The organism is Amycolatopsis sp. NPDC004625 (genome assembly GCF_040609695.1).
In the GTDB taxonomy this organism is placed as follows: domain Bacteria; phylum Actinomycetota; class Actinomycetes; order Mycobacteriales; family Pseudonocardiaceae; genus Amycolatopsis.
Window position 1 is genome coordinate 1 of sequence record NZ_JBEXKX010000005.1, and the last position, 17,783, is coordinate 17,783.

Consider the following 17,783-nt stretch of genomic DNA (forward strand, 5'->3'; position numbering starts at 1 on the left):
CGCCCCCCGCGCGCACCTGCCCCCCTGCGGGGGTCGCCCGGGGCCCCCCCCCCCGGGGCCTGGGGGTGCCGCATGCCGGGACGCGCTGCCGGCGCCCCGCGGGGCGCCGGCAGCGCCGTGGTCCGGATTGGACGGTGTCGGAGTGGACGTGCCGGTGGTCATGCTCTGCGAGCGGTGCTGGCACCCGATCGACCCCGAGGCCGGCCATGTCGTGCGGCAGTTCCGCGACGAGGCGCACCCGTTGCTCGCCGTGCTGTACAGCTACTCCCACCTGGAGGACGACCCGGCCTGCCGCGCCGCGCGGCCGTCGCAGGTCAGGGACGAGCAGCCGGACGGGTGACGCCGCGGGTTCAGCCGCGGTCGTGGGGCGGCCGGGTGAGATCGGCGAAGGAGCCGACTACGGCGGGGCGTTGTTCGATGACCGCCAGGGCGTAGGTCAGCACGAGGTGAGCGGTGCGCGCCTGCTGCGCTTCCGGCGCGTCCGAGCGGCTGCGGCCCAGGACCAGGTTCGCTTCGCGGCGCAGCCAGCGGTTGCGTTCGCGGCGGAGGAGTGCGGCCTCGGGCTGCGGGGCCGGGGGTTCGGGGAACAGGGTGTCGGACATCGGTGGATCTCCTCGAAAACGGGCGTGCTGCAGCCAGGTTAACGAGGATTTCGACGATTCGCTGTCCGGTTCTTCAAGGGAGTTTCTTCGATTCGCGGTATCTCGGCGTCGATTTCGTCCGGCATTTCGCCGGGGTCGGAAAGTGTCCGGCGGCTTTCGCGTCCTTCCTGCGGAGCAACCTATGTGCGAGCGGACGGCGTCGTGATTCTCGGCTGTGATCTGTTTCGCGAGCGGAGAATCTTCGCTCGGACGAGCGACCCGGTGACGCACGGGCGTCTTGTGGCTAGTTGGGCTAGAATCTAGTTTAACTAGGTAGTTTCGACGGTGATCTTGTGGGTTGTGGGGTATGGAACGTCTGGCCGAGCAGCTGAGATCGGTGATCGTGGCCACCGACGAATACCGGCGCGCCATGGCGTCCGCCTTCGGGGTCGGCGTGCACGAAGCGGCGGTGCTGGGCGAATTGCTGCACGAGGGGCCGCTGCCCCCATCGGCGCTGGTGAAGCGGCTGGGCATCGCCTCGGCGAGCGTGACCGCGCTGCTCGACCGGCTCGAAGCGGCCGGCTACACCCGGCGCGAGCGGCACCCGACCGACCGGCGCAGCGTCCTGGTCATGCTGACCCCCGGCGGCCGGGCGGCCGTCGAGGCCAGTTTCACGCTGTTCACCGCCGACGTCTACCAGGCGGTCGCGAACTCGGAACCCGAGCACATCCGGGAGTTCACCGTCGTGCTCGCCAAGGTCGCCCAAGGACTGCGAGAGCGCGCCTCGCACCCCGGGGCGCTCGGCGAAGCGCTCACCGAGCAGGTCCGAACCGCCGTCAAGGAGGACCGTTCGGCCGAGCCGGCCGGATAGCCCGGATCAGGCCCCTCCGGCTACCCGGAGCTTCGCCAGACGTGTCGCGGCGAAGAGGGCCGCGACGGCGATCGCCCCCAGGGTCGCCAGCAGGCGGTTCACGTCGATCGCCGGTTCCCAGCGGAGCTTGCCGTCCTTGATGACGTACGCCCCGACCGGTTTGGCCGACAGCCCGAACCCGCCGCCTTCGCCGGAGCGGCCCTTCTCGTCGCGGCTGTCGCCGCCGCCACCGCCGGTGCCGACGCTGGACGCCACGATCACCGTGACGCCGTCGACCTCGTACGGCTCGCCGTAGACCATCTTGGTCTCCAGCCCGTCCTTCGCCTTCGCGAGCAGTTCGTCGACCTTCATGCGGCGAAGTCTCACCGCCGGGCGCGCGGGGAGCCCAGAGCCGATGGTCCTCTCCGCCGGTGACCGAGGGCCCCGGCGCCGGTGGCGTTCGCCCGCGGTGGTGGTCACCGCGGCGCGATTTGCTGGGCGAACACGAAACCAGCAACCCCGGAGGCCGCCATGGCGCACCGTCCCCCGCTGGCCGAACTCGGGCTGAACACCGGCAAGAAGGCCCGGCTGCACCGCATCCTGCACGAGCACGGCCTGCGCAACGGCACCGCGTTCGTCCTGCCCTACGACCAGGGACTGGAGCACGGCCCGCGCGACTTCTTCGCCAACCCGGCCGCGAGCGACCCGAAGTACGTCCTCAAGCTCGCCATCGAGGGCGGCTTCAACGGCATCGCGATCCAGATCGGGCTGGCGGAGAAGTTCTACTGGGACTACGCGGGCGAGCTGCCGCTGGTGCTGAAGCTCAACGGGAAGACCGAAATCCCCTCCGACGCCGAGGCGCTGTCCCCGCTGCACGGCAGCGTCGAGGACGCGGTCCGGCTCGGCGCGGACGCCGTCGGCTACACCCTCTACGTCGGAACGCCGGCCCAGGAGCGGGACTTCGCGCAGCTGCGGCAGGTCCGCGCCGAGGCACACCGGCTCGGCATGCCCCTCGTCGTCTGGGCCTACCCGCGTGGCTCGGCGATCGAAGCCAAGGGCGGCCGCGACTCCTTCTACGCCGTCGACTACGCCGCCCGGACCGCGTCCGAGCTGGGCGCCGACGTCGTCAAGGTCACCTTCCCGCACCCGGCGAAGATCGACAACGTGCCCGGCGGCTACGCGCGGGAGATCACCGGCCAGCAGGCGATCGACGCGGTCGTGCGGTCGGCCGGGCGGACCCTGCTGCTGGTGTCCGGCGGCGGCAAGGCCGGTGACGACGCGATGCTGGAGAAGGCCCGCGAGTCCATGGAAGCCGGCGCGACCGGGCTCATCTTCGGCCGCAACGTCTGGCAGCGCGACCACGACGAGTCCCTGCGGTTCGTTTCGGCGCTGCGGGACATCCTGGCGAAGTACCCGAGCGCATGAGCGCGACCGAGGTCCGCATCCACGGCCGCGGCGGCCAGGGCGTGGTGACCGCGGCCGAGCTGCTGTCGGTGGCCGCGTTCACCGAAGGCCGGCACGCACAGGCGTTCCCCAGCTTCGGCTCGGAACGGACCGGTGCGCCGGTGGTCTCGTTCTGCCGGATCTCCGACGCGGTCATCCGCACGCGGGAACCGGTCGTCGCGCCCGACGTGCTGATCGTGCAGGACGCCACGCTGCTGCACCAGGTGAACGTCTTCGAGGGCTTCGGCCCCGGCGGCTGTCTGCTGGTGAACTCCGCCCACGACTTCGGCGAACTGGGGCTGGGGGAGTTCGTCCGTGGCTTCCGGCGCGAGCGGCTGCTGGTGGTGCCCGCGACCGAGCTGGCGCAGAAGCACCTCGGCCGCCCGGTGCCCAACGCCGCGCTGCTCGGCGGGTTCGCCGCGTTGACCGGCGTGGTCGAGCTGCGCTCGGTGGTCGCCGCGATCTCCGGCCGGTTCACCGGGCCGAAGGCCGACGGCAACATCGCCGCGGCCACCGCCGCGTACGGGTTCGTCCGCGCCGAACGGGAGGAGCTGGCCGGTGCGCAGGCAGATTGAGGGGTCCCGGGCCGTCGCCGAGACGGTGGCACGGTGCCGGCCGGAGGTGGTCTGCGCGTACCCGATCTCGCCGCAGACCCACATCGTCGAGGGCCTGGCGGAGCTGGTGAAGTCCGGTGAGCTCGCGCCGTGCGAGTTCGTCAACGTCGAGTCGGAGTTCGCGGCGATGTCGGTCGCCATCGGGGCGTCCGCCGCCGGGGCGCGGGCCTACACCGCGACGGCCAGCCAGGGCCTCCTCTACATGACCGAGGCGGTGTTCAACGCCGCCGGGCTCGGCCTGCCGATCGTGATGACGGTGGCCAACCGGGCGATCGGGGCGCCGATCAACATCTGGAACGACCAGAGCGACAGCATGGCCCTGCGCGACGCCGGCTGGCTCCAGCTCTACGCCGAGACCAACCAGGAAGCGGCCGACCTGCACGTCCAGGCGTTCCGGATCGCCGAGGAGCTGTCCACCCCGGTGATGGTGTGCATGGACGGCTTCGTGCTGACCCACGCCTGGGAGCCGGTGGACGTCCCGGGCCAGGACGAGGTCGACGCGTTCCTGCCGCCGTACGAGCCCCGGCAGGTCCTCGACCCCGCCGAGCCGTCGTCGATCGGCGCGATGGTCGGGCCGGAGGCGTTCACCGAGGTGCGCTACCTCGGGCACGCCCGCCTGATGGCGGCCCTCGACGTCGTCCCGGACATCGCCGACCGGTTCGCCGAGGCGTTCGGCCGCAACTCCGGCGGCCTGGCGCGCTCGTACCGCACCGAAGACGCGGAGACGATCGTCGTCGCCCTCGGCTCGGTGCTGGGCACGCTCAAGGACACCGTCGACGAACTGCGCGAGGACGGCCTGCGCGTGGGTGTACTGGGCCTGACCTGCTTCCGGCCGTTCCCCGCCGCCGCCGTGCGCGCGGCCATCGGGCACGCCCGTCGGGTGATCGTGCTGGAACGCGCCTTCGAGCCGGGTGTCGGCGGCATCGTCACGCAGAACGTCGTGACGGCGGCGCCGGCGGCCGAGGTCCACGCCGTGATCGCCGGGCTGGGTGGCCGGGCGATCACGAAGAAGTCCCTGGACCGGCTGCTGCGGCAGGCGGATCGGTTGCCGCCGCTGACCTTCCTCGACCTCGACCGCCCGCTGATCGACCGGGAGCTGGGCCGCCTCGCGGCGAGCCGCCGGTCGGGGCCGACGGCCGAAAACCTCCTGCGCGACCTCGGTGCGGTCGCCTCGCGAATCGGGTGATGGCATGGTGGTGACGCCGATCAAGTTCTACCAGACCGGCAGCTTCGCGGTCGGCGGCCGGCTGCTCGGTGAAGACGAGCGCAGCGTGCAGTCCGACCGGCAGCGGATCAACTCCATCGACTGCGGCCACCGAGCGTGCCAGGGCTGCGGCGAGGCGCTGGGCGCGCGGTACGCGCTCGACGCGGCCATGCGCGCGACCGGGAACCGGATGGTGGCGGTCAACGCCACCGGCTGCCTCGAAGTCTTCTCGACGCCGTACCCGGAGACGTCGTGGCGGATCCCGTGGCTGCACTCCCTGTTCGGCAACGCGCCGGCCGTGGCGACCGGGGTCGCCGCGGCGCTGAAGGCCAAGGGCCGCACGGACGTCCGGGTGGTCGGTCAGGGCGGCGATGGCGGGACCGTCGACATCGGCTTCGCATGCCTGTCGGGGATGTTCGAGCGCAACGACGACGTGCTGTACATCTGCTACGACAACGAGGCCTACATGAACACCGGCGTCCAGCGGTCCGGTGCGACGCCGGCCGCCGCGCGCACGGCGACCACCCCCGCGCTCGGCCCGGAGCCGGGTGCGGTGTTCGGGCAGGGCAAGAACGTGCCGATGATCGCACTGGCCCACGAAATCCCTTACGTCGCCACGGCGACGGTCGCGGACCTGCGTGACCTCGAAGCCAAGGTGACGCGGGCCATGGAGTTCCGCGGGGCGCGCTACCTGCACGTACTGGTGCCGTGCCCGCTCGGGTGGGGCAGCGCGTCCCACGACACGATCCGGATCGCCCGCCTGGCGAAGGAAAGCGGGATCTTCCCGGTGTTCGAGGCGGAAGGCGGCGAAGTCGTGACGACGTCGAAGATCCGCCACCGCGTGCCGGTGGAGGACTACCTGCAGCTCCAGAACCGGTACGCGCACCTGTTCGGCGACCCGCCGCGCGCGGACGTGGTCGGGAAGATCCAGGCGCTCGCCGACCGCAACATCCGCCGGTTCGACCTGCTCGGGGAGGACTGAGATGGAGCACGGAAAGCCGTTCGCGATCACGCTCGACGTCGGCTCGAGCCGGGCGAACAAGACCGGTGCCTGGCGCTCCGAACGGCCGGTCTACGTCGACCTGCTGCCACCGTGCAACCAGGCCTGCCCGGCCGGCCAGGACATCCAGAAGTGGCTCTACCACGCCGAATCCGGCGACTACGAGACGGCGTGGCGCGGGATCATGGCCGACAACCCGCTGCCCGCGGTGCTCGGCCGGATCTGCTACCGGCCGTGCGAGAGCGCCTGCAACCGCGGCCAGCTCGACGAGGCCGTCGGAATCAACTCGATCGAGCGGTTCCTCGGCGACGAGGGCATCCGGCAGGACTGGACGATGCCGGTCGCCGAGCCGAGCGGCAAACGGGTGCTCGTCGTCGGTGCGGGCCCGGCGGGCCTGTCCGCCGCCTACCACCTGGCCCGGCTCGGGCACGCCGTCACCGTCCGCGACGCCGAAGCCGCCCCCGGCGGGATGCTGCGCTACGGCATCCCGCGCTACCGGCTGCCGCGCGAGGTTCTCGACGCCGAGATCCGCCGCATCGCGGCGATGGGCGTCGCCTTCGAGCAGAACAGCCGGGTCACCGACGTCGTGGCCGCGAAGGCCGGGTTCGACGCGGTCTTCCTGGCCGTGGGTGCCCAGGTCGGCAAGCGGGCCTACATCCCGGCGGGCGACACGGCCCACGTCCTCGACGCGGTTTCCCTGCTGCACGGCATGGAGAGCGGGGACCGGCCGTTGCTCGGCCGCCGGGTCGCCGTCTACGGCGGCGGCAACACCGCTATGGACGCCGCCCGGACGGCGATGCGGCTGGGCGCCACCGACCCCGTGGTGGTCTACCGCCGCACGCGGGCGCAGATGCCCGCGCACGAGTCCGAGGTGGCGGAAGCCGTCGAAGAGGGCGTGTCGATGCGCTGGCTGTCGACGATCAGTGAAATCGACGGCGAAGGCATCACCGTGCAGAAGATGCGGCTCGACGACGCCGGTTTCCCGCAGCCGACCGGCGAGTTCGAACGGCTCGCAGCCGACACCGTCGTACTGGCCCTCGGCCAGGACACCGATCTGTCCTTGGTGGACGCCCTGCCGGAGGTCGAACGCGCGGACGGCGTCGTGCGCGTCGGCACCGGGATGATGACCGGGCACCCGGGGATCTTCGCGGGTGGGGACATGGTGCCGTCGGGGCGGACCGCGACCGTGGCGGTGGGCCACGGCGGGAAGGCGGCCCGCGAGATCGACGCCTGGCTGCGCGGGCTCGCCGTCCCCGAGCCGCGGCCCCGGCGTGAAGCGACGTTCGGCGACCTCAACACCTGGTACTACAGCGACGCCGACCGGACCGTCCGGCCGCACCTGGACCTGTCCCGGCGCGTGTCCACCTTCGACGAGGTCAAAGGCGGCCTCGAAGCGTCGACGGCGTTGTTCGAGGCACGCCGCTGCCTGTCCTGCGGAAACTGCTTCGAATGCGACAACTGCTACGGCGTCTGCCCGGACAACGCGGTGCTCAAGCTCGAACCGGGGGAGCGGTACGCGATCGACCTCGACTACTGCAAGGGCTGCGGGATCTGCGTCGCCGAATGCCCGTGCGGCGCCATCGAAATGGTGCCCGAGGAAACCTGAGGAGAGATCATGCAGGAAAAGCGCTGGCACGTCGAAGTGCACATCGACGAAGACGACGCAGGCCGCACCCGGGCCACCGCCCGGCTCCACACGGCCGATGACACCCGGGTCTCCGGGACCGGCGTCGCGCGGCTCGACCCCGCCGACACCGACGTGCCCGAGATCGGCGACGAGCTGGCCGCTTCGCGCGCGCTGAGCGACCTGGCCCACAACCTGCTCGAATGCGCGGCGGGCGACATCGAAGCGTTGACCCGCAAGCCCGTCCGGCTCGACCGCTGAAAGGAGCGGACATGCGGATCCTCGTCATCTTCGAGTCGATGTTCGGCGCCACCGAGAAGGCGGCCGAGGCGATCGGCAGGGGGCTGGCCGGAGCCGGCCCGCTCGAGGTGGTCAATGTCGACAAGGCGCCCCGGGACCTGACCGGTGTCGGCCTGCTCGTCGTCGGCGGCCCCACCCACGCGCACGCGATGAGCCGGGCGTCGACCCGGAAGTCGGCCAAGGGCCAGGTGGCGTACCCGACGCGGTCGCAGACGGGCATCCGGGAGTGGCTGGACGCGCTCGACACGGTGCCGGCCGGATCGGCCGCCGCGGCCTTCGACACCCGGATCGACAAGCCGCGGGTGTTCACCGGGGCCGCGTCGCTCGGGGTGGCCAAGCGGCTGCGCCGGCGCGGGTGCCGGCTCGTCCTGCCCGCGGAGAGCTTCTTCGTCGGTACGGGAACGATCGACGCCGGCCTGGAGCCGGGCGAGGCCGAGCGGGCCGAGGCGTGGGGTGCCGCCCTCGGGGCGGCGCTGGCCCGCGCCGGTACCTGAAGCCGTGGCGTGCGCCCCGACGGTCGGCGTGGAGGAGGAGTTCGTGCTGCTGGACACGCGGACCGGGGCAGCTGTTCCGGCGGCTCCGCGGATCCTGGCCGCGCTGGCCGGCGAGCCCGGCGTGGTCCCGGAGTTCCTGCGCTTCCAGCTCGAAACGCTGACCCGGGTGTGCCGTTCGCTCGCCGAGGTCCGCGCGGACCTGACGCGGCTGCGCCGCCGGGTGAGCGAGGCGGCGGCGAACGCGGGGTGCCTGGCCGTGGCGACCGGCGTCGCCCCGTTCGGCGCCGCACCGCTGGTCACCGCCGACGCCCGGTACGAGCGGCTGGCCGCGCGCTTCCCCGCCCTGGTCCCCGGCGCGGGCACCTGCGCCTGCCACGTCCACGTCGGCGTCCCGTCGCGGGCGGCGGGCGTGCGCGCGCTCGCCGGGCTCCGGCCGTGGCTGGGGGTCCTGCTGGGCCTCAGCGCGAATTCGCCCTACGCCGGCGGCGCCGACTCGGGGTGGGCGAGCACGCGGTACCCGCTCTGGTCGCGCTGGCCGACCGCCCGGCCGCCCGCTGCGTGGCACGACGTCGCCGAGTACGACACGGCCGTCGCCGAGGCGATCCGCGGCGGTGCCGCGCCGGACGCCCGCGGGGTGTACTTCTACGCCCGCCTGTCGCCGCGGCACCCGACCGTGGAGGTGCGGATCGCCGATGTCTGCCTCGACGTGGCCGACGCCGTCGTGCTCGCCGGGCTGGTGCGGGCGCTCGTGGCCACGGCGCTGACCGGGGAACGGGCGGCACAGCCGTCGGACGCGGCGATGGCGCAGTCGCTCCGCGCCGCCGCCCGGCACGGCCTCGACCGCGCCGGAACCGCGCGGCTGCTGGCGCACGTCCGGCCCGCGCTGGAGGCGGCCGGCGATCTCGAGGTGGTCCAGCGGGATTGGTGCGTGCTCGCGGACCGGGGCGGTGGCGCGGTCCGGCAGCGGGCACTGCGGGCGGTGTCGGCCACCCCGGCCGAGTTCGCCGCCCGGCTGGCCACGGTGACCCGGGGAAGCGGAAACGACAATGACCTGGAGGCTGTGCAGTGAATCCCGCAACCGTGACCGGCACCGCGGGATTCCACGCGCTGCCGGCGGCCGCGGTCGCCGAGCAGCTCGGCGTCGATCCGGCGCTGGGCCTGAGCACCGAGGAGGCCGAAGCGCGGTTGGCTCGCTTCGGCGGCAACACCGTGCCCGTGCCCGCCGGACCCGGGCCGGTCCGGCGGCTGCTCGCCCAGTTCCACAACCCGCTGATCTACGTCCTGCTGCTGGCGGGGATCGTCACGTGGGTGTTCGGCGGGCACGTCGACGCCGGGGTGATCGGCGGCGTCGTGGTGCTGAACGCCGTCGTCGGGTTCGTCCAGGAATCCCGCGCCCAGCGCGCGCTGGAGGCGCTGTCGAAGCTGGTCCCGGTGGCGGCGATCGTCGTCCGCGACGGGGTGCCGCAACGCGTGCCCGCGGCCCGGCTGGTGCCCGGTGACGTCGTCGAGCTCGCCGCGGGCGACCGCGTGCCCGCCGACGTCCGGCTGGCCGAGGTGCACCTGGCCGAGATCGACGAGTCCGCGCTGACCGGCGAGTCGGTGCCGGTCGCGAAGTCCGCCGAACCGGTTCCGCCGTCGGCCGCGGTCGCCGACCGGGCCGGCTCGGCGTACTCGGGGACGCTGGTGACCCGGGGCCAGGCCCGCGGCCTGGTCACCGCGACCGGCGGCGCGACCCAGCTGGGCGGCATCCAGCACCTGGTCGCCACGGCCGAGGTCGTCGAGACGCCGCTCACGCGCAAGCTCGGCCGGTTTTCGCGGCAGCTGAGCCTGGTGATCGTCGCCGTCTCGGCCGGGGCGTTCGTGCTGGGCGTCCTGCGGGGCACACCGGCGCCGGAGATGTTCACCGCGGTGGTCGCCCTCGCCGTCGGCGCGATCCCCGAAGGCCTGCCGGCCGCGGTCGCGATCGTGCTGGCCATCGGCGTCGTCCGGATGTCCCGGCGCGGCGCGATCGTGCGGCACCTGCCTGCCGTCGAGACCCTCGGCGGCACCACGGTGATCTGCACCGACAAGACCGGCACGCTGACCCGCAACCACATGACGGTGACCACCCTCGCCGCGGCGGGGTCGCCGATCCCGGTCGGCGAAGCCGCGGAGACGCTGCGGGAGTGCCTGATCGCCGGCGTCCTGTGCAACGACGCGGAGCTCGGCGAAGGCGACCCCACCGAGATCGCGCTGCTCGGCTCGGCGACCGCTGCGGGGCTGGACCCGGTCGCGATCCGGGCGGGCGCGCCGCGCACCGGGACCGTGCCGTTCGAGTCCGAGACCCGGACGATGACGACGGTCCACGGTGACGTCGCCTACCTCAAGGGCGCGGTCGAAGAGGTCGCGGCCCGCTGCGGGGACGAGGTGGTCCCCGGCGGCGGTGTCCGGCCGCTCGACCGGGACGCGCTGAACCGGGTGCACGGGACGCTGACCGCGCGGGGACTGCGGGTGCTGGCGTTCGCGCGGGTCACGGCCGGGACGACGCCGGTTCTGCTGGGCTTGCAGGCGATGCACGACCCGCCGCGGCCGGAGGCTGCCACCGCGGTCGCGGCCTGCCGGAGCGCGGGCGTCGAGGTCAAGATGATCACCGGCGACCACGCCGGAACGGCCCGCGCGGTCGCCGGCGAGGTGGGGCTGGCGGCCGATCCCCGGGTCCTCACGGGGGCCGAGCTGGCCTCGTTGCCCGAAGGGGGATTCGACGACGCCGTGGCGGCCACGCAGGTGTTCGCGCGGGTGTCGCCGGGGCAGAAGCTGGAGCTGGTGCGGGCGTTGCAGCGCCGCGGCCACGTGGTCGCGATGACCGGCGACGGGGTGAACGACGCCCCGGCGTTGCGCCGCGCGGACATCGGCGTCGCGATGGGCCGGGGCGGCACCGACGCGGCCCGCCAGGCCGCGGACATGGTCCTGACCGACGACGACTTCGCGTCGATCGAGGCGGCCGTGCGGGTGGGCCGCGGGGTGTTCGACAACCTGCGCAAGTTCATCGCGTGGACGCTGCCGGCCAACATCGGTGAGGGGATGGTCGTGCTGGTGGCGATCCTGGTGGGCGCGGTACTGCCGATCGTGCCGGTGCAGATCCTGTGGATCAACATGACGACGGCGGTGTTCCTGGGCTTGACGCTGGCGTTCGAGCCGACCGAGGACGGCGTCATGCACCGTCCGCCGCGGCCACCGGAACGGCCGCTGTTCACGGGGACGCTGCTGCGCCGGGTGGTGCTCGTCTCGGTACTGCTCGTAGTGGCGGCCTTCGGTGCGTACCGGCTGTGTCTCACGTCGGGTGCTTCGGTGGCGGAAGCGCGGACGACGGCGATCAACGTGTTCGTCGGCGTCCAGGCGGCTTACCTGGTCAGCTGCCGTTCCCTCGATCGGCCGGTGGTGCGCTCGTGGCCGGGGCACAGCCGGATGTTCCTGCTGGGGCTGGGGTTGACGGCCGGGCTGCAGGTGCTGCTGACCTACGTGCCGGTGATGAACTCGTGGTTCCACACCGCGCCGGTGGGGTTCTCTTCGTGGCTGTGGGTGCTCGGTGCCGCGGTGGTGGCGTTCGCGGTGGTGGAGGCGGACAAACTGCTCTGGCGGTGGTTCACCGTCAAAGCCAGTCGCGGCGCTTGAACAGCGTGTACAGCGTCGCCGAAATCACCAGGATGGCCAGCGTCGACACCCACACTCCCGACGCCGACCCGAACCCCGGGTACGGGATGTTCTGGCCGTAGAACCCCGTGATCGCCGTCGGGACCGCGATGATCGCCGCCCAGCTGGTGACCTTCTTCATGATCGTGTTGAGGCGGTTGCCCTGGATGCTCAGCTGGGTCTCGCGGATCGTCGCGATCAGGTCGCGCAGGGACTCCGTCCACTCCGTCACCCGGAGGACGTGGTCGTAGACGTCCTGGAAGTAGGGCAGCAGGGTGTCGTCGCGGCGCATCAGGGCGGCGACGATCTCGCGCATCGGCACCGCCAGGTGCCGCAGGCGGCTGAGGCTGCGGCGCAGCCCGAGGGACCGGCGCTGCAGGTCCGTGTGGTCGACGTGGTCGGCGAACACGAGGTCTTCGAGCGCCTCGACCTGCTCGTCGAGGGCCTGGACGGCGTCGAGGTGGCCGTCGGCGACGTAGTCGAGCAGGCCGTGCAGCAGGAATCCGGCGCCGTTCTTGGCCAGTTCCGGCGTCGTGTCCCAACGCGCGGTGAGTGCGTCGATGTCGGTCGTGTTGTTGCGGTGCACCGTGACCAGCACGCGGTCGGTGACGAACGCGTCCAGCTCCGAAGCCGCCAGGACGCCGTCGGTCACGCGCACGGTGTACACCGCGAGGAACGAGTGCCGGTCGTAGCGGACGAGCTTGGGGCGCTGGTGGTCTTCGTCGAGCACGGAGGCGACGGCGAGCGGGTGCAGGCCGAGTTCGGTGGCCAGCGTCGCCAGGTCTTCGGGGGTGGGGGCGTCGAAGTCGAGCCACAGGGTCACCGACGGGTCGGCGAGGTGACGGGCGGCTTCGGTGGCGGGGAAATCCTCCCGCTCGAGAACACCGCTGCGGTACAGCCGGCTGCGCGTCATCGGCTCAGCGGTCGTGCGCGGCGGCCAGGCTCGCGCGACAGGCGCGGACCAGCTGGCGGGTGGCCCTCGTGGCGGGCGTTTCGCCGCACGACGGGCAGTGGACCGAGACGTCGCCGGCCAGCTGGTCGACCGCGACGTTCAGCGCGCATTCGCAGGCGCGGCACCAGCGGGTGCCGGTGACGATCACGACGTGCAGCGGCGACGCGACGCAGTCGTGCAGCCAGCGGCGGTGGGTGCGGCAGGTCACGCGCTCCAGCGGGTCCAGACCGTCCTCTTCGGACCGGTCTTCCGCGGTCAGGGTGCGTGCCAGGTGCCGGTCGGCGACGCCGGCGTAGCGGGGGTCGACGAAATCGGCGGGTCGCAGGGCGATCCGGTCGCGGCGGTTGCGGCGGGGGGACGTCGGCTCGGCTGTGGTCGCCGGGGCGATTCCGCGGTGGGTGTCCATGGTGTGCCTCACTTTCGTCGGAGTCCAGCGTCCGCCTGGTGAGGCCGGGGGAGGAGGGCCGGACCGCCCCGGTTCCCGGGGCCTCCCGGCCCCGGTTCCGGTGGGGCGAAGGCCCATCCGCGCGAGGACTTCCGTCAGGAGGCGGTGCGTACCAGGTACACCGGGCACGCGGCGTTGTGCAGCAGCGCCTGCCCCGTCGAGCCCAGCAGCAGGCCGGGGAAGCCGCCGCGGCCGCGGTCGCCGAGCACGACGAGCTGCGCGGTCCGGCTGCGTTCGATCAGCTCGCGGCGCGGGTGCCCGCGGACGACCACCCGCTCGACCGGGATGCCGCCGACGTCGTGTTCACCGGTGAGTTCGCCGAGCAGCCGCTCTCCGGCATCGGTGGCGGCCTGCGGGTCCAGGTGCGGTTCCGCCTCCGGGCGCGGCTCGTCCGCCGACGCGTGCACCACGATCAGGTGGGTCTTGCGCACCTTCGCCTCGGCTACAGCCGCTGCGAGGATGCGAGCGCTGGGGTCGCTGCCGTCGATCCCGGCGAGCACCGGCCGGTTCGCCGCCTCCGGATCATCCCAGGAGTCGCCGCGGACGACCACGACGTCGGAGGCGGCGTGCGCGCCGACGGCCGCGGCGACCGAGCCGGCGAGCAGGCCGGTGAGCCGGCCGCGGCCGCCCGAGCCGACCACGACCAGCGCCGCGGTCCGCGACGCGTCGATGAGCGCCGGTGCGGCGCGGTCGGAGTCCAGCCTGGTGGTCACGGTGGGCGCGCCCTGCGCCTCGGCGATCTCCCGCGCCGCCCGCAGGTAGCGCTGCCCGTGCGCGCGGAGGACGTCTTTCATCTCCTCCGGCGGCGGGACGACCCCGCCGGCGAGCAGCGCCGGGAAGTCGAGGGCGTGCACGATCTCCAACGGGACTTCGCGCAGCCGGGCGACGCGGGCCGCCCAGCGGACGGCGTCGAGCGCCTCGCCCGACCCGTCGACTCCGGTGACGATGGATCGTCCTGTCGTGTTCATCGGCGGCTCCCGGTACGGCGGTCGTCCGCCGACCGTAGGGCGACGCCGTGACCGTCCGCTGCGGCCGGAAGTCCTCCCGCGAGGGGACTTCCGGCGGCCTCTTCCCGCAGCGCCGCGTCGCCGTCGACCGTCTCGTGCTCCTGCAGCTGCCCGGCGAGCGCGTCCAGGGCACGCCGGTGCTGTTGCAGCAGGCCGGCCGCCCGGTCCTGCGCCGGGCGATCTCCTCGTCGACGGCCCGCTGGGTCTGTTCCGAACACGGCCGGCCCAGCAGCTCCGGCTGTCCCTCGGGCGCGCGGTAGCCGATCGGGCCCAGCTCCGGCGAGGTCGTTGGCCGCTCCGGTCGAGGTCTCGCCGAACACCACCAGCTCGGCCGCGCGGCCGCCCAGGCGGACCGCGAGCAGGTCCGCGAGGTGGCTTTCGCGGTCTCGGCCTCCGGCAGCCGCTCGGTTGCGCCCAAGGCCATCCCGGCGGGCAGGATCGTCACCTTCGCCACCGGGTCGGCGTGCTCACAGAGCGCGGCGACCAGCGCGTGCCCGGATTCGTGCACGGCGACCGAGTGCCGTTCTTCGGGCAGGAGGGCGTTCGACCTGTCGCGCCGGCCCAGCAGCACCCGCTCGCGGGCGGCCGCGAGGTCGGCTGCGCTCAGCACCGTGCGGTCGTCCCGGACGGCGTTGATGGCCTGCCGGGGACGAAGGGCCCAACGTCCCCGGCCGGAACGACCGGGGCGCGTCGCGCGGCCGCGGCCGGCGGGGCATCCTGGCCTGGGAGTTCCCGCGGCCCGAGGAGGACGGATGACCCTGCCGACGACCATGGCGGCCTGGCGCGTCACCCGGCCCGGGCCCATGCCCTCCGGCCCCCTGGAACGGTCGCGGGTGCCGGTGCCGCGGCCCGCCGCCGGTGAGCTGCTGGTGCGGGTGCTGGTGTGCGGGGTCTGCCGGACGGACCTGCACGTCGCCGAGGGTGACCTGCCGGTGCACCGGCCCGGGGTGATCCCGGGGCACGAGGTCGTCGGCGAGGTCGTGGCCGCCGGGGCGGGCACCACCGGGTTCCGCGCCGGTGACCGGGTGGGAATCGCGTGGCTGCGCGAGACGTGCGGCGAGTGCCGGTTCTGCCTGCGCGGCCGGGAGAACCTCTGTCCCGGATCGCGCTACACCGGCTGGGACGCCGACGGCGGCTACGCGGAGTACGCCGTCGTCCCGGCCGCCTACGCGTTGCCGTTGCCCGGCGGCTACACCGATGACGAACTCGCCCCGCTGCTGTGCGCCGGGCTGATCGGCTACCACGCCCTGACCCGCGCCGAGGTGCCGGAAAACGGCCGCCTGGGCATCTACGGGTTCGGCGGCAGCGCGCACCTGACCGCCCAGGTGGCGATCGCCCGCGGCGCCACCGTGCACGTCATGACGCGCAGCGCCGCCGCGCGCGAGCTGGCGCTGGAGCTGGGCGCCGCGTCAGCCGGGGACGCCGCCGATCCACCGCCGGAGCCGCTGGACTCCGCGATCCTGTTCGCGCCGGTGGGCGAGCTGGTGGCGCCGGCGCTGGCCGCGCTCGACCGCGGCGGCACGCTGGCCATCGCCGGGATCCACCTCTCCGACGTGCCGCCGTTGGACTACCAGCAGCACCTGTTCCAGGAGCGGCAGGTGCGCAGCGTCACGGCGAACACGCGCGATGACGCGCGGGAGTTCCTGGACTTCGCCGGCACGCACCACCTCAGCGTCAGCACCGTGCCCTACCTGCTGGCCGACGCGGACCGGGCGCTGGCCGACCTGGCCGCGGACCGCGTGAACGGCGCGGCGGTGCTCCGGGCCGGCTGAACCGGGCAGCAGCCGGACGGTCACGGCCGCCCGGCCGGGGTCCGGAGTGCCGGACGGTCGAAACCACCCACAGCACGGCGAGCGGGCTGCCGTCGCCGGTGACGAGGGCCAGGACCGCGGCGGCGAGCGCGACCGCGCCATTCCTCGTGCATCGCGGATACCTCCTCACCGCTCACGATGGACCCCGGCCGGGCGGGAAGGAGCGGCCGAAGGTCACCGGGCGCGGGGACGAACGACCGCAGCGCCGGTGCCTACGCGCGCCCTACCGTCGGGTTCACGAACCGGAACGGAAGGGAAACGTCATGAGGGCAACCGGAAACGCGCCGGTCGTGGTGGCCGTGGACGGCTCCGAAACCGCGGCCGCGGCTGCGCTGTGGGCGGCCGCGGAAGCCGCCCGCCGGCACGCTTCGCTGCTCGTTTTCACCGCCTACGGCTACGAAGACTCCGCGTTGGGCGGCAAGGCGTACCCGCCGTCGGACTGGCTGGCGATCAAAGCGGCCGAAGCGGATGACCTCCTGCGCCGGACGCGGGCGACCCTCGAAGCCGCCGTGCCGGGGCTGGCGGTCGCCACCGAGGCCAGTGACCGCGGACCGGTCACCGCCCTGCTGGCCGTGTCGGCGCGGGCGCGGCTGCTCGTCACCGGAGAGCCCGTCGGCGCGATCGCCGGGCTGTTCAGCGGTTCCCCCGACGTCGACCTCGCCGCCAAGGCGCACTGCCCGGTCGTCGTCGTGCGCGGGCGGGAGAGCGTCGACGGCCCGGTCGTCGTGGGCGTCGACGGCAGCCCGCTGAGCGAGGCCGCGATCGCGTGGGCGTTCGAGGAAGCCTCCCTCCGCGCTGCGCCGCTCGTCGCCCTCTACACCTGGCACGACGGCGACACCGCCGGCCTGTTCAGTGACGGCAACGTCGCGTTCCAGGGCGAATCCCTGCGCGATTCCGGCCGGCGGCTGCTCGCCCAGCGGCTCGCCGGCTGGCAGGAGAAGTACCCGGACGTCCCCGTGGAGCGCCGCGTCGAGCACGACAAGCCGCGCCACCGCCTGCTTTCCGCGAGCCGCGGTGCCCAGCTGCTCGTCGTCGGCAGCCGCGGCCGCGGTGGCTTCACCGGGCTGGTCCTCGGCTCGACGAGCCAGGCCCTGCTGCACCACTCGGCCTGCCCCGTGCTGGTCGTCCGCACCGAGAACGCCTGAACGACAAGGAGCACCCGCCATGACCACGGTTTCCGCGGTGATGACCGCCGACCCGATCACCGTCTCCCCGCAGACGCCGTTCAAGGACATCGCCGAGCTGCTGACCGGCACCGGGATCAGCGCGGTCGGCGTCGCCGACAAGACCGGCGCGCTCGTCGGCGTCGTCTCGGAAGCGGACCTGCTGCCGCACCTGTGGGACGACCCGAAGCCCCGCCGCCGCGACCGCAGGCTGGCCCGCAAGGCGACGGCGTGCACCGCGAAGGACCTGATGACCACCCCGGTCGTCACGATCGACGCCGACGCCTCCCTGGCCACCGCCGCGGCGAAGTTCGCCCGCACCGGTGTCCGCCGGTTGTTCGTGCTGCGAAACGGAACGCCGGCGGGTGTGCTGTCCCGCCGCGACCTGATCCGGGTCTTCACCCGCGGCGACGCCGACCTCGAGCGCGAGGTCGGCGAGCGGATCCGGCAGCTGAACTGGGGCCCGGACCGGGTCCGGGTGGAGGTGCGGGCCGGAATCGTGACGGTGGTCGGCCGCGTGGAGCGGCGCAGCGACATCGACCCGGTGACGCGGTCGATCAGCGAGCTGTCCGGCGTGGTGGAGGTGCGCAACCGCCTCGACTACGTCTGGAACGACGTGGCCTGAG

Annotated in this window: 20 protein-coding genes and 1 pseudogene; 15 read left to right on the forward strand and 6 right to left on the reverse strand. The window is 73.4% G+C overall.

Going from position 1 to position 17,783, the window contains the following annotated elements:
* Positions 1-142: 142 nt before the first annotated feature.
* On the forward strand, positions 143-340 hold the full coding sequence (locus ABZW17_RS07100) for a hypothetical protein (protein WP_354810554.1): 198 nt from the start codon (positions 143-145) through the stop codon (positions 338-340).
* Between the two features lie 10 nt (positions 341-350).
* Here ABZW17_RS07100 and ABZW17_RS07105 read toward each other — a convergent pair whose 3' ends face one another.
* The gene (locus ABZW17_RS07105) at positions 351-602 is read right to left on the reverse strand and encodes a hypothetical protein (RefSeq protein WP_354810556.1); all 252 of its coding nucleotides are present in this window, start codon (positions 600-602) and stop codon (positions 351-353) included.
* A gap of 346 nt (positions 603-948) precedes the next feature.
* Here ABZW17_RS07105 and ABZW17_RS07110 point away from each other — a divergent pair, with 346 nt between their 5' ends.
* Positions 949-1,452: a MarR family transcriptional regulator gene (locus tag ABZW17_RS07110; protein WP_354810558.1), complete on the forward strand. Its 504-nt coding sequence runs from the start codon at positions 949-951 to the stop codon at positions 1,450-1,452.
* A 6-nt stretch (positions 1,453-1,458) separates the two neighbouring features.
* On the opposite strand, the gene ABZW17_RS07115 is transcribed toward ABZW17_RS07110, so the two are convergent.
* Positions 1,459-1,803 (reverse strand): spore germination protein GerW family protein, encoded by a 345-nt coding sequence (locus tag ABZW17_RS07115; RefSeq protein WP_354810560.1) that lies wholly within the window; start codon positions 1,801-1,803, stop codon positions 1,459-1,461.
* A 159-nt stretch (positions 1,804-1,962) separates the two neighbouring features.
* Here ABZW17_RS07115 and ABZW17_RS07120 point away from each other — a divergent pair, with 159 nt between their 5' ends.
* From ABZW17_RS07120 to ABZW17_RS07160, 9 genes are read left to right on the forward strand one after another with little or no spacing between them, the layout of a single operon-like run.
* Positions 1,963-2,856: a fructose-bisphosphate aldolase gene (locus tag ABZW17_RS07120; RefSeq protein WP_354810562.1), complete on the forward strand. Its 894-nt coding sequence runs from the start codon at positions 1,963-1,965 to the stop codon at positions 2,854-2,856.
* Positions 2,853-3,449 (forward strand): 2-oxoacid:acceptor oxidoreductase family protein, encoded by a 597-nt coding sequence (locus ABZW17_RS07125; RefSeq protein WP_354810564.1) that lies wholly within the window; start codon positions 2,853-2,855, stop codon positions 3,447-3,449. Before ABZW17_RS07120 ends, ABZW17_RS07125 begins: the two co-directional genes overlap by 4 nt.
* On the forward strand, positions 3,433-4,674 hold the full coding sequence (locus ABZW17_RS07130; protein WP_354810566.1) for a transketolase C-terminal domain-containing protein: 1,242 nt from the start codon (positions 3,433-3,435) through the stop codon (positions 4,672-4,674). Before ABZW17_RS07125 ends, ABZW17_RS07130 begins: the two co-directional genes overlap by 17 nt.
* 4 nt (positions 4,675-4,678) lie before the next feature.
* Positions 4,679-5,674 carry a thiamine pyrophosphate-dependent enzyme gene (locus tag ABZW17_RS07135; RefSeq protein WP_354810568.1) on the forward strand — a complete coding sequence of 332 codons (996 nt, stop codon included), beginning with the start codon at positions 4,679-4,681 and terminating at the stop codon, positions 5,672-5,674.
* Position 5,675: 1 nt separating this feature from the next.
* Positions 5,676-7,298 (forward strand): NAD(P)-binding protein, encoded by a 1,623-nt coding sequence (locus ABZW17_RS07140; RefSeq protein ID WP_354810570.1) that lies wholly within the window; start codon positions 5,676-5,678, stop codon positions 7,296-7,298.
* 9 nt (positions 7,299-7,307) lie between these two features.
* Positions 7,308-7,577, forward strand: coding sequence for a DUF1876 domain-containing protein (locus ABZW17_RS07145; protein ID WP_354810572.1), 270 nt, complete (start codon positions 7,308-7,310; stop codon positions 7,575-7,577).
* A gap of 11 nt (positions 7,578-7,588) precedes the next feature.
* Complete coding sequence (locus ABZW17_RS07150) at positions 7,589-8,110, forward strand: flavodoxin family protein (protein ID WP_354810574.1); 522 nt, start codon at positions 7,589-7,591, stop codon at positions 8,108-8,110.
* 4 nt (positions 8,111-8,114) lie between these two features.
* On the forward strand, positions 8,115-9,179 hold the full coding sequence (locus ABZW17_RS07155; protein WP_354810576.1) for a YbdK family carboxylate-amine ligase: 1,065 nt from the start codon (positions 8,115-8,117) through the stop codon (positions 9,177-9,179).
* Positions 9,180-9,190: 11 nt separating this feature from the next.
* The gene (locus ABZW17_RS07160) at positions 9,191-11,761 is read left to right on the forward strand and encodes an HAD-IC family P-type ATPase (RefSeq protein ID WP_354810578.1); all 2,571 of its coding nucleotides are present in this window, start codon (positions 9,191-9,193) and stop codon (positions 11,759-11,761) included.
* On the opposite strand, the gene ABZW17_RS07165 is transcribed toward ABZW17_RS07160, so the two are convergent.
* The 3 genes from ABZW17_RS07165 to ABZW17_RS07175 all read right to left on the reverse strand — a co-directional run bounded on the left by ABZW17_RS07165 (position 11,739) and on the right by ABZW17_RS07175 (position 14,144).
* Positions 11,739-12,692: a magnesium transporter CorA family protein gene (locus tag ABZW17_RS07165; RefSeq protein WP_354810580.1), complete on the reverse strand. Its 954-nt coding sequence runs from the start codon at positions 12,690-12,692 to the stop codon at positions 11,739-11,741. The genes ABZW17_RS07160 and ABZW17_RS07165 overlap by 23 nt on opposite strands.
* 4 nt (positions 12,693-12,696) lie before the next feature.
* Positions 12,697-13,137, reverse strand: coding sequence for a hypothetical protein (locus tag ABZW17_RS07170; protein ID WP_354810582.1), 441 nt, complete (start codon positions 13,135-13,137; stop codon positions 12,697-12,699).
* 134 nt (positions 13,138-13,271) lie between these two features.
* On the reverse strand, positions 13,272-14,144 hold the full coding sequence (locus ABZW17_RS07175; RefSeq protein ID WP_354810584.1) for a universal stress protein: 873 nt from the start codon (positions 14,142-14,144) through the stop codon (positions 13,272-13,274).
* A gap of 47 nt (positions 14,145-14,191) precedes the next feature.
* Here ABZW17_RS07175 and ABZW17_RS07180 point away from each other — a divergent pair, with 47 nt between their 5' ends.
* Positions 14,192-14,443 (forward strand): hypothetical protein, encoded by a 252-nt coding sequence (locus tag ABZW17_RS07180; protein ID WP_354811020.1) that lies wholly within the window; start codon positions 14,192-14,194, stop codon positions 14,441-14,443.
* A gap of 27 nt (positions 14,444-14,470) precedes the next feature.
* On the opposite strand, the pseudogene ABZW17_RS07185 reads toward ABZW17_RS07180, so the two are convergent.
* Positions 14,471-14,988 (reverse strand): annotated as a pseudogene (locus ABZW17_RS07185) (cell division protein FtsH); the annotation flags it as partial.
* Between ABZW17_RS07185 and ABZW17_RS07190 the strand changes: the two are divergent.
* The 3 genes from ABZW17_RS07190 to ABZW17_RS07200 all read left to right on the forward strand — a co-directional run bounded on the left by ABZW17_RS07190 (position 14,954) and on the right by ABZW17_RS07200 (position 17,782).
* Positions 14,954-15,955 (forward strand): zinc-binding alcohol dehydrogenase family protein, encoded by a 1,002-nt coding sequence (locus tag ABZW17_RS07190; protein WP_354810998.1) that lies wholly within the window; start codon positions 14,954-14,956, stop codon positions 15,953-15,955. The pseudogene ABZW17_RS07185 and the gene ABZW17_RS07190 overlap by 35 nt on opposite strands.
* Positions 15,956-16,257: 302 nt before the next feature.
* On the forward strand, positions 16,258-17,139 hold the full coding sequence (locus tag ABZW17_RS07195; RefSeq protein ID WP_354810586.1) for a universal stress protein: 882 nt from the start codon (positions 16,258-16,260) through the stop codon (positions 17,137-17,139).
* A 19-nt stretch (positions 17,140-17,158) separates the two neighbouring features.
* Positions 17,159-17,782 (forward strand): CBS domain-containing protein, encoded by a 624-nt coding sequence (locus tag ABZW17_RS07200; protein WP_354810588.1) that lies wholly within the window; start codon positions 17,159-17,161, stop codon positions 17,780-17,782.
* Position 17,783 lies beyond the last annotated feature (1 nt).

What these genes read in the sequence shown, in the direction of transcription:
- ABZW17_RS07170 (WP_354810582.1), bottom strand. Translation starts at nt 13,137, where the DNA reads ATGGACACCCACCGCGGAATCGCCCCGGCGACCACAGCCGAGCCGACG.
- ABZW17_RS07115 (WP_354810560.1), bottom strand. Translation starts at nt 1,803, where the DNA reads ATGAAGGTCGACGAACTGCTCGCGAAGGCGAAGGACGGGCTGGAGACC.
- ABZW17_RS07105 (WP_354810556.1), bottom strand. Translation starts at nt 602, where the DNA reads ATGTCCGACACCCTGTTCCCCGAACCCCCGGCCCCGCAGCCCGAGGCC.
- ABZW17_RS07165 (WP_354810580.1), bottom strand. Translation starts at nt 12,692, where the DNA reads ATGACGCGCAGCCGGCTGTACCGCAGCGGTGTTCTCGAGCGGGAGGAT.
- ABZW17_RS07110 (WP_354810558.1), top strand. Translation starts at nt 949, where the DNA reads ATGGAACGTCTGGCCGAGCAGCTGAGATCGGTGATCGTGGCCACCGAC.
- ABZW17_RS07200 (WP_354810588.1), top strand. Translation starts at nt 17,159, where the DNA reads ATGACCACGGTTTCCGCGGTGATGACCGCCGACCCGATCACCGTCTCC.
- ABZW17_RS07145 (WP_354810572.1), top strand. Translation starts at nt 7,308, where the DNA reads ATGCAGGAAAAGCGCTGGCACGTCGAAGTGCACATCGACGAAGACGAC.
- ABZW17_RS07125 (WP_354810564.1), top strand. Translation starts at nt 2,853, where the DNA reads ATGAGCGCGACCGAGGTCCGCATCCACGGCCGCGGCGGCCAGGGCGTG.
- ABZW17_RS07120 (WP_354810562.1), top strand. Translation starts at nt 1,963, where the DNA reads ATGGCGCACCGTCCCCCGCTGGCCGAACTCGGGCTGAACACCGGCAAG.
- ABZW17_RS07135 (WP_354810568.1), top strand. Translation starts at nt 4,679, where the DNA reads ATGGTGGTGACGCCGATCAAGTTCTACCAGACCGGCAGCTTCGCGGTC.
- ABZW17_RS07195 (WP_354810586.1), top strand. Translation starts at nt 16,258, where the DNA reads ATGAGGGCAACCGGAAACGCGCCGGTCGTGGTGGCCGTGGACGGCTCC.
- ABZW17_RS07175 (WP_354810584.1), bottom strand. Translation starts at nt 14,144, where the DNA reads ATGAACACGACAGGACGATCCATCGTCACCGGAGTCGACGGGTCGGGC.
- ABZW17_RS07150 (WP_354810574.1), top strand. Translation starts at nt 7,589, where the DNA reads ATGCGGATCCTCGTCATCTTCGAGTCGATGTTCGGCGCCACCGAGAAG.
- ABZW17_RS07190 (WP_354810998.1), top strand. Translation starts at nt 14,954, where the DNA reads ATGGCGGCCTGGCGCGTCACCCGGCCCGGGCCCATGCCCTCCGGCCCC.
- ABZW17_RS07140 (WP_354810570.1), top strand. Translation starts at nt 5,676, where the DNA reads ATGGAGCACGGAAAGCCGTTCGCGATCACGCTCGACGTCGGCTCGAGC.